The organism is Affinundibacterium flavidum, from assembly GCF_014284175.1.
GTDB lineage: Bacteria > Pseudomonadota > Gammaproteobacteria > Burkholderiales > Burkholderiaceae_D > Undibacterium > Undibacterium flavidum.
Map to the genome: position 1 here is coordinate 41,401 of NZ_JACOGA010000003.1, position 14,204 is coordinate 55,604.

10 protein-coding genes are annotated in these 14,204 nt (G+C 46.1%); 7 read left to right on the forward strand and 3 right to left on the reverse strand.

All coding sequences use genetic code 11. From position 1 onward, the window contains the following. Nucleotides 1–17: 17 nt before the first annotated feature. Both H8K55_RS03725 and H8K55_RS03730 read right to left on the reverse strand, forming a co-directional pair. A complete protein-coding gene (locus H8K55_RS03725; protein ID WP_186940693.1) occupies nucleotides 18–1,358 on the reverse strand; it encodes a hypothetical protein in 1,341 nt (446 codons plus the stop codon). After that, nucleotides 1,333–2,541 carry a carboxylate-amine ligase gene (locus H8K55_RS03730; protein ID WP_186940694.1) on the reverse strand — a complete coding sequence of 403 codons (1,209 nt, stop codon included), beginning with the start codon at nucleotides 2,539–2,541 and terminating at the stop codon, nucleotides 1,333–1,335. The genes H8K55_RS03725 and H8K55_RS03730 overlap by 26 nt, the downstream gene beginning before the upstream one ends. Nucleotides 2,542–3,175: 634 nt before the next feature. Between H8K55_RS03730 and H8K55_RS03735 the strand changes: the two genes are divergently transcribed. From H8K55_RS03735 to H8K55_RS03755, 5 genes are all read left to right on the forward strand, one after another. Continuing rightward, on the forward strand, nucleotides 3,176–5,932 hold the full coding sequence (locus H8K55_RS03735; RefSeq protein WP_186940695.1) for an ATP-binding protein: 2,757 nt from the start codon (nucleotides 3,176–3,178) through the stop codon (nucleotides 5,930–5,932). A 180-nt stretch (nucleotides 5,933–6,112) separates the two neighbouring features. Continuing rightward, nucleotides 6,113–6,532 (forward strand): hypothetical protein, encoded by a 420-nt coding sequence (locus H8K55_RS03740; protein WP_186940696.1) that lies wholly within the window; start codon nucleotides 6,113–6,115, stop codon nucleotides 6,530–6,532. Nucleotides 6,533–6,821: 289 nt separating this feature from the next. Then, on the forward strand, nucleotides 6,822–8,036 hold the full coding sequence (locus H8K55_RS03745) for a threonine aldolase family protein (RefSeq protein ID WP_186940697.1): 1,215 nt from the start codon (nucleotides 6,822–6,824) through the stop codon (nucleotides 8,034–8,036). 102 nt (nucleotides 8,037–8,138) lie between these two features. After that, entirely contained in the window at nucleotides 8,139–8,909 is a 771-nt protein-coding gene (locus tag H8K55_RS03750; RefSeq protein ID WP_186940698.1) for a substrate-binding periplasmic protein, read from the forward strand. A 106-nt stretch (nucleotides 8,910–9,015) separates the two neighbouring features. After that, nucleotides 9,016–9,495, forward strand: a complete 480-nt coding sequence (locus tag H8K55_RS03755; protein ID WP_186940699.1) for a GNAT family N-acetyltransferase — start codon at nucleotides 9,016–9,018, stop codon at nucleotides 9,493–9,495. A 99-nt stretch (nucleotides 9,496–9,594) separates the two neighbouring features. On the opposite strand, the gene H8K55_RS03760 is transcribed toward H8K55_RS03755, so the two are convergent. After that, the gene (locus H8K55_RS03760; RefSeq protein WP_186940700.1) at nucleotides 9,595–11,742 is read right to left on the reverse strand and encodes a S9 family peptidase; all 2,148 of its coding nucleotides are present in this window, start codon (nucleotides 11,740–11,742) and stop codon (nucleotides 9,595–9,597) included. A 533-nt stretch (nucleotides 11,743–12,275) separates the two neighbouring features. On the opposite strand from H8K55_RS03760, the gene H8K55_RS03765 reads away from it, so the two are divergent. After that, entirely contained in the window at nucleotides 12,276–13,559 is a 1,284-nt protein-coding gene (locus tag H8K55_RS03765; protein ID WP_186940701.1) for a DEAD/DEAH box helicase, read from the forward strand. A gap of 5 nt (nucleotides 13,560–13,564) precedes the next feature. Beyond that, nucleotides 13,565–14,170, forward strand: coding sequence for a YdeI/OmpD-associated family protein (locus H8K55_RS03770; RefSeq protein ID WP_186940702.1), 606 nt, complete (start codon nucleotides 13,565–13,567; stop codon nucleotides 14,168–14,170). Nucleotides 14,171–14,204: the final 34 nt, after the last annotated feature.

Below are 14,204 nucleotides of genomic sequence, written 5' to 3' on the forward strand. Positions count from 1 at the left end.
TTGTAAGTCAATACATCCTAAATTGCATTGAATTGAAAACCTGGTGGCGTATGTAAAATACTCGCACCCTCGCCTTCTCGACCTTGGAAGAAACTGGCTGAGGCTTGTTCTGCGCAATACATGCGCACAATTTGCATGGCAATTCGCGCTTCACTAGTCTCTTCCAATTGCAAAATCAATCGCACTTCTGCGTAGACTGGCGAACCGCTTTGCGTACGCATGACTGGATAGGGACGAAAACGCGGTTGTATCAACCATTGTTCTGCATCCTGTAATTGATCTAAAGTTTGTGCATCAGGTCCTAAATGTAAATCTTTGCCGCCGCAAGAATAGATATTCTTAGCTACCAATTTCTGTGCGGGCAAGTTCAGATTGCGCCATTGATGGCCTTTAACGTTCTCTGGTTCAAATGGAATTTTGATGTCGGCCGCCAAGCCTTTTTGCACCAAAAAATACCAAGCCGGATGACTATGCCAATGCAATTGCGCTGTTTTTAATTGCGGTAAAAACTGCGACGAAAATTGTTGGTCATCTTTGAGCTCGCTGAGCTCACTTAGTATTAGACGATTCAGAATTTTGTCGTGATGTTGACGTACGCCGCCTTGCTTAGAATGTAGACGCCCCGCTGCATCGATATCAATCTGACCTGGCTCTATGATGGGCAAGTTCCACAAAATCGACGCCGCATGCAAATCAAATAGCGTACCGCGCTGCCACGGCTGAAACTCTAACAAAACAGGATTATCGCCACCCGCCAACCAATTGCGACTACGATCTAACCACGCTTGTTCTGTGCTCAGTTTTTGCCAAGGCGGGCAATCTGCCAGTTGCGGCCAAAGTTGGCTATGCACTTGATGCAAGCGATAGCCCATCGTCAATAAAGAGGTGAATGCCTGAAACTCCACCAGACGAATATCCCAGCCTTCCGCTTCAGCATTCACATCATCATTCACATCATCACTCACCTCAGCATCCATCTTATCGCAGACAATCGCATAATCGACGGTGATCACATCCGCTCCACCACCGTATTGCCAACCTTGCGCTTGCACGCGTTCTTTTTGCAAATACGGTTTCAATGTTTGACACAAAGCTTGTACGCGGCGCGTCAATTGTTCTTGTAGCCGTTGCGATGCAACGATAGGCCATTCGGAGAACAGCACCGGTTGCTCTGGCACATGTGGCGTGCCCGCGCGCTGCGTCCACAGTTCATGCATGCGCTGTTTGGTTTGAGGTACTTTACTTTGCAGCTCAAATGTCAATGCATGAAATGGATGATTTGAATGATCTGTGGTCGCTGCAAAATTTGCCTGGCATTCTGGATGCACAGAATTATTGGAGGTAGCTAGCTGATGCAAAATGGGCGTCCTCTGTTTCGTGGATTAAATGCTGTACTATCGTTTGATAGTTTTCAGAACGCTGGAAGATGCCGCGTTGAATATCGGCAGATGCCCCTTGTATAAACAAAGCCTGCACCTTTTCGCGCATGCGATCGAGCAAATTTAATTCTTGCGCCGCTGGTGTCAAGCGCGTCAACCAATGCTCAAAGTAATCATATAGGCTGACTGGCGTTTCGCTATTCCAATCGATCAAAGACGCAGCCAAGCCACGACGACGCACGCGCCATTTATTTTCTTCCAAACAAGCACGTGACAAAGGTTTCGGTAAGCGACCGCGTTGATAATCTTCAACCAAAGTAGCGACTTCACATTGCAGCAAAGCCGTGATCAACCAAATGTGTTCGAGCGACGGTGTGGCATCACAAATTCTGACTTCCAAAGTGTGATAATGATGATGCAGACGCAGGTCTTCCCACATGCCATGCTGCGCCTCTAAGGTACCCACTTTCCGCAGTAAATTAATGTGCTGAAAATATTCTTCTTCAGAACGCCATATATCCGGTGTGCCCATACGTGGTAAGCGATCGAGCATGGAATGACGCCAACTTTGCATGCCCGTATCCCGCCCTTCATAAAACGGTGAGCTCAAAGAAATCGCTAACACCGGTGCCAAGCTATTTCGCAAAGAGTTAAACACGGCCATCGCCGGAATCCCTTTTGGCAAACCAAGATGAACATGAAAACCATACGACACCAGGCTGCGCATGATGTCCGCATATTCGTCTACCAGACGGATGTAATGTTGATGCTTATGCAGATCTTTGTTGATCTCTTGTTCTTTCCAATTCGAGAAAGGATGAACACCTGCGGATAAAATTCTTTGCCCTTGTGCTTGTGCACGCAAACGAATGATTTCACGCATATCTGCCACGCTGGCAACGATCTGATCAGGCGTATGACAAATCGGGGTCTGCAACTCCACTACCGCTTTATGAAGTTCGCATGAAGAGCTGCCATTGCGATCAGGGAAATCAAGTTGACCGCGCTCGAAATCATGCGTTGCTAACTCTAGGCTCTGCTGATCCACAATCTGCAATTCCTCTTCTGCACCCAAAGTAATCAATTTCGCCATGCCTTGCACCCTCAAAATTTGTTGAATTGTTGATATCGTCGCTGCCCGGTTTTGCACTCGTGTTTTCATCTTGTTTTTGTAGATTTATCGACTTTGCATGTCGTTTTTCCTTAACAAACTGAAAACCTGAGATGGCAACAGTGTAGAGAGTGTTGCTCAAATTCAATTAAGTTAATAAGGGGCAATATAGGTGTCAATTTGAGGAATTGAGTCATTGTGCATAGAAAAAAACCCATACCTAAAAGCATTGGTATCTACACAAGTCGAATAAACAGCGAAATAATTACTGTCGCTCCTGCGTAGGCAAGAGTCCAGTGTCTTTTGTTGATCAACGAACGCCGCTAGATTCCTGCCCCCGACTCAAGCATTCGAGGGCAGGCTCTACGCAGGAATGACATGCTGTGCTGTTATTTCACTTTTTTTCTTCTTTCATCATGTCAAAACTTGTGTAGATACCCATACCTAAGAGGCAAGGTCAGTCCAGGTGCTTGGAAGTCAAGGCTTTGAAAAATGGCAGCAATACTACACGTGCTACTGTAAGACTAGGCTTTACGTTAGAATTTGCCAGACACAGCTACACTTACCGCGACCGTTCTATGTCTATCATTTCATGCAGGCGACTTTCTCAGAATTTTTGGCCTGTTTCACTAGTTAGGGTATTTCGTCAGAGTATTTATTCAGAACACAAACGGTCTCATCTCTTATGCCGACAGATCAGTTCACAAGCTCCACTTCCCTACTGCAATTGCGGCGCTTGCAGCGACATTTCGTGCTTTTTTTACTGGCGATTATTCTTCCTGTCGCCGCGATCATTTACCTATATCAAAAGCACACCGAAACCACCGTACAAAATCGCCTCTTTACTGCAGTAAGCGCAACTGGCTTACAAAAGAAATTAGCGTTCGAGCAGCTCATACAGATCGCGACAAGTCACTTGCAACGTCTAAGTATCCAATTCTCAGATGCCTTAGAAAAACCAGATGTAGCGATCAATGATCAACATTGGAAAACCCTAAACAAGTTCGGTGTGCGTAGTAGTGGTAACGGAGAGTTAGTCGGGTCTCAGCTTGATCCGTGGTGGCGCTCACGGCTTGGTGCGCTGTATGTGCGTCAACAAGGCTCTCACAATCCCTTGCTACAAAAAGAGCTAGCCGCGGCCATGACCATTTTCCCCGCAATATGGGCTGCGCATCAAACTTATCCTTACTTTCAATGGACGTCGTTTTATTCGGCGCATGAAGATTTATTGGCGGTCTATCCTTACATCTCAGAAGATGATCTGCAAAAAGCGACCAACAGCCCAAACAAAGAGTCGATATTGAATGCGATTTTTAATCCGCAATCCAAGCAAATGATGCACAAGCTTGGGCCGCAAAATAATCCGCAGCGCACACAACATTGGACTGCTCCGTATTACGATTCTGGTGGCAAAGGTGCGATGGTGAGCCTGTTTCACCCTCAATATGTCGATCAACAATTCCTTGGAATTTTGGGTAGCGATGTGACCTTAACCATGTTCGATCAGGTGCTCACCGATGCGAACCGCGCCTTAGGTCATTTTATTGTCATCGATGAATCTGGCAACCTGATCGCCGATGACGTTGGCAGCGTTCAAAACAATAAAGCAATCTTGACGCTCGATAAAATATTACCAGATAGTTTATTGCCGCACCTTACTCAACAGCACCTTGCTCAGCAACTCCTTATGCAGCAACACACTATGCAAAAAGACGGCATACAACATGCCGGGGACTGGTATTGGTTGCAGATGCCTTTAAAAGGAAGCCAATGGAAGCTCATCGTGTACTTCTCTGCGAAGGAACTCAATAGCCTATCCGCAGACGGCGCTGGTAACACTTTATGGATCATGCTGAGTTTGCTCGGTCTACTCTGCCTTGCCGCCGGATTGATATCCTATTACTTTGCTCTTCCATCTCTCAAATTAGTCGATTTCTTGGTGCGCCTGTCGGGCAATCCTGCATTGCCGTCGCCACATGTGCCGAAAGCCTGGGCACCATCATTTGAACTTGTCGCCGCTACAGCACAAGAGCGGGACATCTATTTGCAAGAAATTAAATCGCACACAGAAAATCTAGAACTCACCGTTGCCCTACGCACGAAAGAAGTCGTCGCCCAAAGCGAACTAGCTGAACAAGCACGTCATGATATCGAACTACTGAGCGACATGGGACGCGAAATTACAGCGTCTTTACACATCCATTCAATCGAAGAAAAACTCTACGAACATGTACAAAAACTGATGATTTGCGATACGTTTAGCGTGGGAACCCTAGACTGGAACCGTCGCATGATCTCGTTCGATTTCGCCTACCGTCATGGAGAGCAAATCACTCCCTATACTCATAGCCTTGACGTATCAACACCAGAGTCTGTGACGAGTTCCACGCCAGCAGAGATGCGAGCGCAAGCATCTGCGCATTGCGCACTGCATGCAGTAGAAGTTATCACCAACGCCACAAAAAATTCAGCACTCTACGTTCCCTTGATGTTGAATCAAAAAGTCATAGGCATCATTAGCATCGAGAATAAACAGACGTATACCTATCAACAAAAAGACTTGATCATCTTGCGCTCCTTAGCAGCCTACGCCTCAGTCGCTTTCGACAATGCACTTGCTTATCAACGCTTGCAGCAAACACAAGATAAATTGGTCGAACAAGAAAAGCTGGCGGCATTAGGCTCTATCGTCGCAGGTGTCGCGCACGAATTGAATACGCCAATAGGCAACAGTTTATTAGCTGCCAGCACCTTAGCCGATATGACAAAACAAGCGATGTCCGAAATTGAGTCTGGCAAAATGCGCCGCTCTACGTTTCAAGAATATGGCGACAATGCCAAGACTGCCTGCGATCTATTAATCCGCAACTTATCAACTGCAGCGAATTTGATCACCAGTTTCAAACAAATCGCGGTAGATCAAACTTCAGACCAACGTCGCTTATTTAACTTATCAAAGGTGACCCACGAAGTCGCCCTAACTTTAGAAAATCGTTTACGGCGCGAAGAACACCAACTAACAATCGACATAGATGAAGACATGGAGCTAGATAGCTTCCCTGGCCCTTATGGTCAAGTCATCTCTAACCTCATCTTGAATGCGATTATTCACGCCTTCGACAATACCAAGGCCGGGAAAATTACGATTACCTGCCAACGTACAAGCAGAGGTGAACACATCACCAGCGATAACATGACTGACGATCTAGCGAGCAGAATTACTTTGATTTTCTCTGACAATGGCTGCGGCATAGACGAACAACATCTGAGTCACATATTTGAACCATTTTATACAACACGCATGGGTCAAGGCGGCAGTGGACTTGGATTACACATCTGCTACAACATTATTACCGCAGCCTTAGGTGGCAGCATCCGTGTTGAAAGTACCCTAGGGAGCGGCACCAGGTTTGAAATTAACCTGCCTTTGATGGCGCCGTGAATCCATTCCGTCTAACAACCAAACCGCCAAATCGACACGCAGTCCAAGCAAAGGCGACGGCAACAATGAATCGACTAAAAGCACTTTAACCACGGTAGTTTGATTAAGTCTATTCAGCACAAATTACTCGCTCTACAATGCTATGGCGCATTCCCTTTTTACTCATAACAGGAGCTCAACATGCCAACCCTACTCAGAAACATCCTCGCCGTCATCGCTGGTGCGGTTGTCGGTAGCATTGTTAACATGTCATTGATCACTGTGAGCGGAACAATCATTCCGCCGCCAGATGGGGCCATCGTGACGACGACAGAAGGTTTGCGCGCCTCTATGCATTTGTTCGAACCTAAACACTTTATATTTCCATTCTTAGCGCATGCGCTGGGAACTTTGGTTGGTGCTTTTCTTGCGGCTTTGATTGCAGCAACGCATAAGACCAAATTTGCGTTCGGCATTGGTATTTTATTTCTCACGGGCGGCATTGCCAGTGCTTTCATGCTGCCGGCACCGCTATGGTTTATCGTCATGGATATAGGTCTGGCGTATATTCCTATGGCGTATCTCGCTGGAAAATTAGCAAGCCGCAACTTCAATAATTAAGTCGTCAACATTGACGGTGAGCGTCTACATTGATGTTTCGACGCTTATATTTTTTGCAGATAATATTAGTTGAGGAACTTACTCGGCTCAAACCGATCAGTGCTAGTGATATTAAATAATTGAGTTATCCGACCTAACTGATGTACTTGATATTGCACCTGATTCTATGCTTGAAATATTCATAGTGATACTCGTTATGAATTTCGTTGAAGATCTCGTTATGGTAATCAAGATCTACTTTTAAACAAATCGACAAGCTCAGCGCGAGCAATGACTAAAAAGGTTACACATGACATTCAACCGCCGTCAATTCCTTGGCTCTGCATTACCACTGGTCGCGCTAGGATCAAGTGCTGATGCAAGCACATCCGAACTTACAAGTGTAAGTTCCTCAGCCTCTTACTATGCCGAATCAAGCGCAACGAGCACTACTGATCCAAATACGCAAGTATGGTTGGCTGGAGATTCCTTGCCCTATCCAGCCGAAAGCGAAGCGACTCGCCTGCAAGCCCTGCTACTCAAACATCGCACCAATCCAGGATTCTCCGCAGGTTCGTACATGGATTCTTATTTAAGCGGCGGCGCAGTAAGCGCACTGGAAGAGAAGTTTTCCAGTTTGCTGGGTAAAGAAAGCAGTGTTTTCATGCCCACTGGGACGATGGCAAATCACATTGCAATCCGTTTGTTATGTGGCGAAGCAAAACATGCCTTGGTTCAGCAAGAAAGTCATGTGTATCGCGATGAAAGTAATTGTGTCACCACACTTAGCGGCATCAATCTGGTACCACTGGCAGCAGGGAAAACCGCGCCAACACTGAGCGAGCTCAATGAGGCAATTCAACGTGCAGAAATCGGTCCCTACCCTATTAAGGTGGGGGCAATTTCTTTGGAAAGCCCGGTGCGGCGTACGCAAGGTGGCACGCTCAGCATTGAACAGATCAGTGAAATCGCCAAGATTGCACGTGCTAAGCAAATTCCCCTGCATTTAGACGGTGCGCGTTTGCTACTGATGTGTGGCGTGCCGGGATTTGAGCTTAAATCGTATTGCCAGTTTTTTGATACTGTCTATGTATCACTGTATAAATATCTGGGATCACCCTATGGTGCGATTTTATCTGGCACAAAAATTCAAATGAACAAAGCACGAGAACTGCGTCATATTTTAGGCGGCACTCAGTCTAGCGGCTGGCATGCGGCATTGCCAGCACTCGATGCACTCGAAGGCGTGGAGCAACGATTTGCAAGCGTGCGTCAAGCAGGAGAAGCCTTATTATCAACTTTAGAAAAAATAGACGGCATCAAGGTTCACCGAGTTGAACAAGGCAGCAACATCGCCACGCTGGCATTTTCGCCAGCACGCTTAGCAGGCTTGGAACAAAGATTGAAAGATGCAAATATCAAAGCCAGAAAAGTGCTTGATGGTAAGATGTCGCTGCAGTTCAATGAAAGCATACTGCGCCGTGATACAGCCTATTTGGTAGCAGCACTGGCCGGTATAAATTAAGTCGTTTGCGTTAACACTCAAGCAACTCAATAAGCCATAAAACCGAAGAAGAGAAATTCAATCTCCTCCACCAAAACTCTTCTACCAAAATAAGGAAGCCCCATGCGTTTGACGCAATCCGTTTTAGCCATGCTGCTGTGTTGTATCCAGTATTCCAGCATGGCTACAATCGTGATTCGTACCGCGGCACAAGAATCTTCAGAACCCAAATACATTGCGATTAACCAAGCCGGTAAGCCGGCAATTGGCGGTATTTGTGTCGACATTTTTCGGGCAATGGAAAATCTCGCGCCCAACTTACGCTTTCAAGGCGACCAAGTGTGGATGCCACGGATGCGTATCGATGCACACTTTCGCGACAATCGTATAGATGTTATCTGCGGCGTACAAAACATCACCCGCAATACTGAACATTATCAACTCTTAGCCACGCCGCTGTTTACCGTTAACTATCTGTTGGCAGTGAGAGTCGACGATCCCATCAAGGTGCAAAGCTGGGATGATATTCGTCAGCTTGATAATGAGGGAATTATTATGGCGATACATGGCTTTGGAATTGTCGATATCTTGCATAAACTAGGCGGCCTGCAGATCGATGCTGGTGCGACATCCTCTTTATCCAATCTTAGAAAATTATTGGCTGGGCGCGGCAGATTTTATTGTCACCGCTCGCCAGGCATCAAAGCTGCCATCAAAAGTGCGCATTTGGAAAATAAAATACGTTTGCTAGATCAACCCACATTATCAGAAAAATTTTATATGGGTGTGAGAAAAAATTTAGCGCCAGAGCAAATCAAATTGATTAGCGATGCCTTGCAAGTGCTCGATAAAAATGGGGAATTAAAACGTATTTTCGAGCAATATCGGGAATAACCTCTAAGACATGTTGCAATGAATTTCTGGCACACTTCGAAGTACCGATGCTTCTCAAACGACACTCGCCATTTCACTATTTCTCCATTTCACCACGAGTTAAATCATGATCAGACCAGTACAACAAAGCGATTTCGATTTTATTTATAAGCTATACATGCATCCCGAGGTCAATCCGTATTTGCTGTACGAGCATATGGACAAAGAGAGCTTCGCGCCTATCTTCGCTGAGTTATTACGAGATGGCGTGTTATACGTGTTTAGCGAACAAGGCGAGGATATCGGTATGTGTAAACTCATACGATTAAAGCACCGAACCTCACATATCGCTTACTTGGGGGGAGTCGCGATTGATCCGGCTAAGGCTGGAAAAGGATATGCCCACGCGATGTTTTCAGAAATTATTGCCCTCGGCCAAAGTATGCAATTAGCGCGCATAGAGTTGAGCGCCAGCGTGGAGAATCTTCGTGCTATTCGCTTATATGAAAAATGCGGATTTGAGCGTGAAGGAATTTTACGTCGATATACGTACCTGCGCAGCGAAGACCGCTACCTGGATGAAGTGTTGATGTCGTATCTGTATTAATTATTAAATTGATTTAGGTCCTGTTGACAAACCGTCCGCAATATCAGGAGAACACCGACCTGAAATTAAATAGGCCGGTGCTACCATCATGCTGATTGCTTAATTAAACTTAGGCTGACTCAAAGTCGGGGTACCGCCAATATAGCGTTGCAGCCAGCTTTGTACTTCCCAATGCCAATGGATAGCATTTTGTGGTGAGAGTATCCAATGATTTTCATTCGGAAAAATGACTAAGCGCGATGGAATTTTCATGCCTTGCAAAACCCCATAGAGCGCCGTGCTATTGACATAAGGCACGCGATAATCAATTTCTCCATGGGTCAATAACATCGGCGTTTTGAAGTTCTTGGCATAACTCATGGGATTATTTTTCTGCATCACATCAGGATTACTCCAAGGATTTCCACCCAAGGTCACTTCAAACGAATAATTGGTCGAATCTGAACCATATTGGGCAATGAAATCATTCACGCCAGCATGATCCACAATGGTGGCAAAACGATCTGTGTGCCCTGCCAACCAAGCAGCCAGATAACCGCCATAACTAGCTCCCGCAGCGGCTATACGTTTGGTGTCGATATTGGGCATTTTTTGCAGCAGATAATCATTTGAGCGCAAAATATCTTGTGTCGGTTTTTCACCCCATTGATGATTAATACTGCGTGCAAATTGTTCGCCAAAACCGGTTGAACCATGTCGATTCACCCAACTCACAATATAGCCAGGTGCTGCCATTACGTGCGCATTCCATCGGAAATTAAATGCATTTCCAACCATCGTATGCGGGCCGCCGTGCATCAATTGCAGTAAGGGATAAGTCTTGGATTTATCATAGTCAGGCGGCAAGATCAGCCAGCCTTGCACAATCTCGTCATTCGCCCCTTTGAAGTTATAAGCTTCTACTTTACCCAATTTAAATTTCGCCATGAAGTCATCGTTGAAATGGGTGAGCTGACGAAGTGCCTTGGTCTTGAAATCCAGTGTGTATATTTCATTTGGGCGATCAAAGGTACTACGTAAGAAAAATAATTGATTGGCGGTCTGCTTGAGCTTGGTGATTCCGCCATCACGTATGACGCGTTCAAATTGACTACCATCTGATCTGCTACTGAAGATACTGATTTCACCCTGATCTTCCGCCGCCATCCAAAGTTGATGATTGATTTTACTGACCTGAAATTCAGCAATCGCAAAATCACGTGCGTCTGTCACCGCTGTATTTTTTTCTGTCGACAAATCGTAACGCCACAACTTCGCTGAGCTGCCATCATAAATCGGCGTATTGGTGCGCATGTAGTACAGACTCTTACCATCGGCAGAAAAACCCGGTGCTGTGTCATTGCCCCGATTTTCTATCGTGATGTTCTTTACAGCCCTATCACCACTGGCACCACTGGCACCACTGGCACCAGCCAATGAGATCAGCAAAATATCGTTATTGTCAGTTTCCTGATGCGGCGCTGGAATAGTATTTAGGCTTAATGCAAGCGTATGCCCATCCGGCGAAACTTGGTAATCAAATGCACCCGAACTGCTAAACAAAGACTTGGAAAACGGTGTCAGATCTTTCAAAACCTTCGTTTGCAAATCGAATTGCAGCAAGTGACTGGACAACTCATCCGTCAACCAATGATCAAAGAAACGATACACGCGATCTTCCGTGACTTTGGCAGTCATTTTATTCTCGCGCCGACGCTTGATTTCTTGCTTCATGGCGGCGAGGTCTTCGGCACGCCACTGCCCTTTCAATGCGGGAATCGCATTCGTTCCTACAATCAGCCCCTTACCATCTGGCAACCACTGCGGGTTAATAACACCGTAAGGCAATTCCAAAACTTTTTCTGCTTCGCCACCATCAAGACGCATGATGTACAAAGCGGGCGCTTCATCGTCACTACGTCGTGAAGTGAATGCGATGCGACTGCTATCAGGACTCCAGACAGGCGCGCTATCGCTAGCATCGGCTGTGGTTAATCGGCGCTGTTGATTACCTTGCGCATCCATCAACCAGATTTGATTGTGCGCCCGGTTTTTTTCGACCGACCAGGTTTGCACGGTGAATGCAAGTTGCTTTTGATCTGGAGACACAGCCGGGTTATCGACTCGCTTAATCGCCCATAAGGCTTGCGGCGTAAGGACCGATTTCACGTCCTGTGCAATCGCACCGTAAGAGATACTTAAAGCAGACGCCAGTAACAACATGCCTGCACCTAGGTACTTCACTTTCGAACGGGCTTCCTTACGCATATTCATATTCCTCAAATTAGATATCAGAGCCAGGCAAAAAGAGCATACAAGAAATTTTACAAAAAGCTCTCCACAATCAACTTTTTAGTATTCAATTTACTACGCTATTTGAAATACTAGAATGCCTGCATTTAGACATTGCAAACGACAATTTTGTTCACCCTAAATACAATCTTTTTTTGACCAAAAAATGCCATAGCCTCACTAAGAAGAGAAAAAAATGATGACACCGTTTGATTTAAACGCGGGGGTAAAATTTCACAAAACACAACGCAAAACCACAAGAAAAACCGCTCTTCACAAAATGGGCGGCCTTTTTCATATAGATTCGTAAACTGATGAAAATTCCGATTCAGCCCTAGCATAATGATCACACCAAGCGATCACACCAAGCGATCACACCAAGCAATTGCACCCGACAATCACACAAAGCCGCGTTACCAAAGCTGATCCTGCAACGGTTTCACCTGAAATATCGTTTAAAATCGCAAAGTCGGCTGTTTGTTCGCCCTTCTCTCTTCCCACATTGCACTATGCCCTTCTCTCAACTCGGTCTTTCCAGTACTTTATTAAACGCGATTCACACGCGCGGCTATGTGCAAGCGACTGCGATTCAACAAGATGTCATTCCCGTCGTTCTGTCAGGGCGCGATGTGCTGGCAACCGCGCAAACCGGTTCTGGCAAAACTGCCGCTTATTGCCTGCCCTTACTAGAAAACTATGTTCGTGCGCAAGCGAACAAGTCCACCAAGCCCAATACGCGTGTCGTGCAGAGTTTAATCTTAGTCCCTACCCGTGAATTAGCAGTACAAGTTGGCGACACCTTGCGTAGTCTGGGGCAGAACCAAAGCCACCCAGCCAAATTGGCGGTACTGTTTGGCGGCATTTCTATCAACCCGCAAATGCTACATTTACGCGGCGGCGCAGACATCGTCGTAGCGACACCGGGGCGTCTACTGGATCTGGTCAGCAAAAATGCCATTAAATTGGATCAAGTCACTAGTCTGATTCTCGATGAAGCCGATCGTATGCTGGCACTCGGTTTTGCTGATGAACTCAAACAGATTCTGGCCCTATTACCCAGTTCACGTCAAAGTTGTTTTTTCTCTGCGACTTTTGCGCCCAATGTGGCGGATTTGGCTGAGGGAATCTTGCGCGATCCGGCGCGTATCAATATTCCAGATACCGATGAATCGACGCCGGATATCACTCAAAGAGCGATCATCGTAGAGGCAACGCAGCGTACGCAATTATTGCGCCATCTATTTCAAACAGAAAAGTGGTCACGCGTTTTGGTATTTGTTGCGACAAAATATACCGCAGATTTATTGTCGACTAAATTACGCCGTGCACATATCAGCGCAGAGGCTTTTCATGGTGAACAAACACAAGGAAAACGTAGCCAAGTCATCAGCGACTTTAAAGCCTCACGCGTTAAAATTTTGGTCGCGACAGATGTCGCCGCGCGGGGCATCGATATTTATCAATTGCCCGTCGTTGTTAATTTTGATTTACCGCGATCCAGTGATGATTACACGCATCGCATAGGCCGTACCGGGCGCGCTGGCGAAGCTGGCTTAGCGGTTAATTTCATCTGTGCAGATGCGGCAAATGAAGCTCACTTCCGTTTAATAGAAAAACGTCACGGAATCAAAATCGCGCGAGAACAAATTGAAGGCTTTATTCCCGACGAGATTAGTCTGAAACAAACACAAACGATCACGCCAACTGATCCAAATGGCGGGATCAAAGGTAAACGCCCAAATAAGAAAGATAAATTACGTGCTCTACAGAGCCAGACGATCGCACAGGAATAAACACCATGCCTAATCCAGACCCACGTATAGACGCTTACATCGAAAAATCGGCAGAATTTGCGCAGCCTATTTTGCGCCATATCCGCAGTATGGTGCACAAGCATTGTCCCGATGCTACAGAAACGATGAAATGGAGCATGCCGCACTTTGAATACAAAGACAGCATCTTCTGCGGTTTCTCCGCCTTTAAACAGCATTGCGCATTGGGCTTTTGGCTAGGTGCGCTGTTAGAAATTGATAGCAAATCACAGAAAGCCATGGGCGACTTCGGGCGTATTACTTCGCTTGACGATTTACCCAGCGATAAAGAATTTGCCAGGCTGCTCAAAGCCGCCATGAAATTGCATGATAGCGGTGCAAAACTACCGGCCCGGGCAAAACCTAGTGCGGACAAAAAAGAATTAGAAATCCCCCCTGAGTTTCTCAGTGCAGTAAAGAAAAACAAGGCTGCCTATGCGACCTTTGATGCATTTTCTTATTCGAATAAAAAAGAATATGTCACCTGGTACTGCGAAGCCAAAACTGATGCGACCCGCGAAAAACGTTTAGCGCAAACGATAGAATGGATGGCGGAAGGTAAGCGACGCAATTGGAAATATGAGAACTGTTGAGTTTGCCTCAAGCCCCTTGCGCCGCAAAACTTGA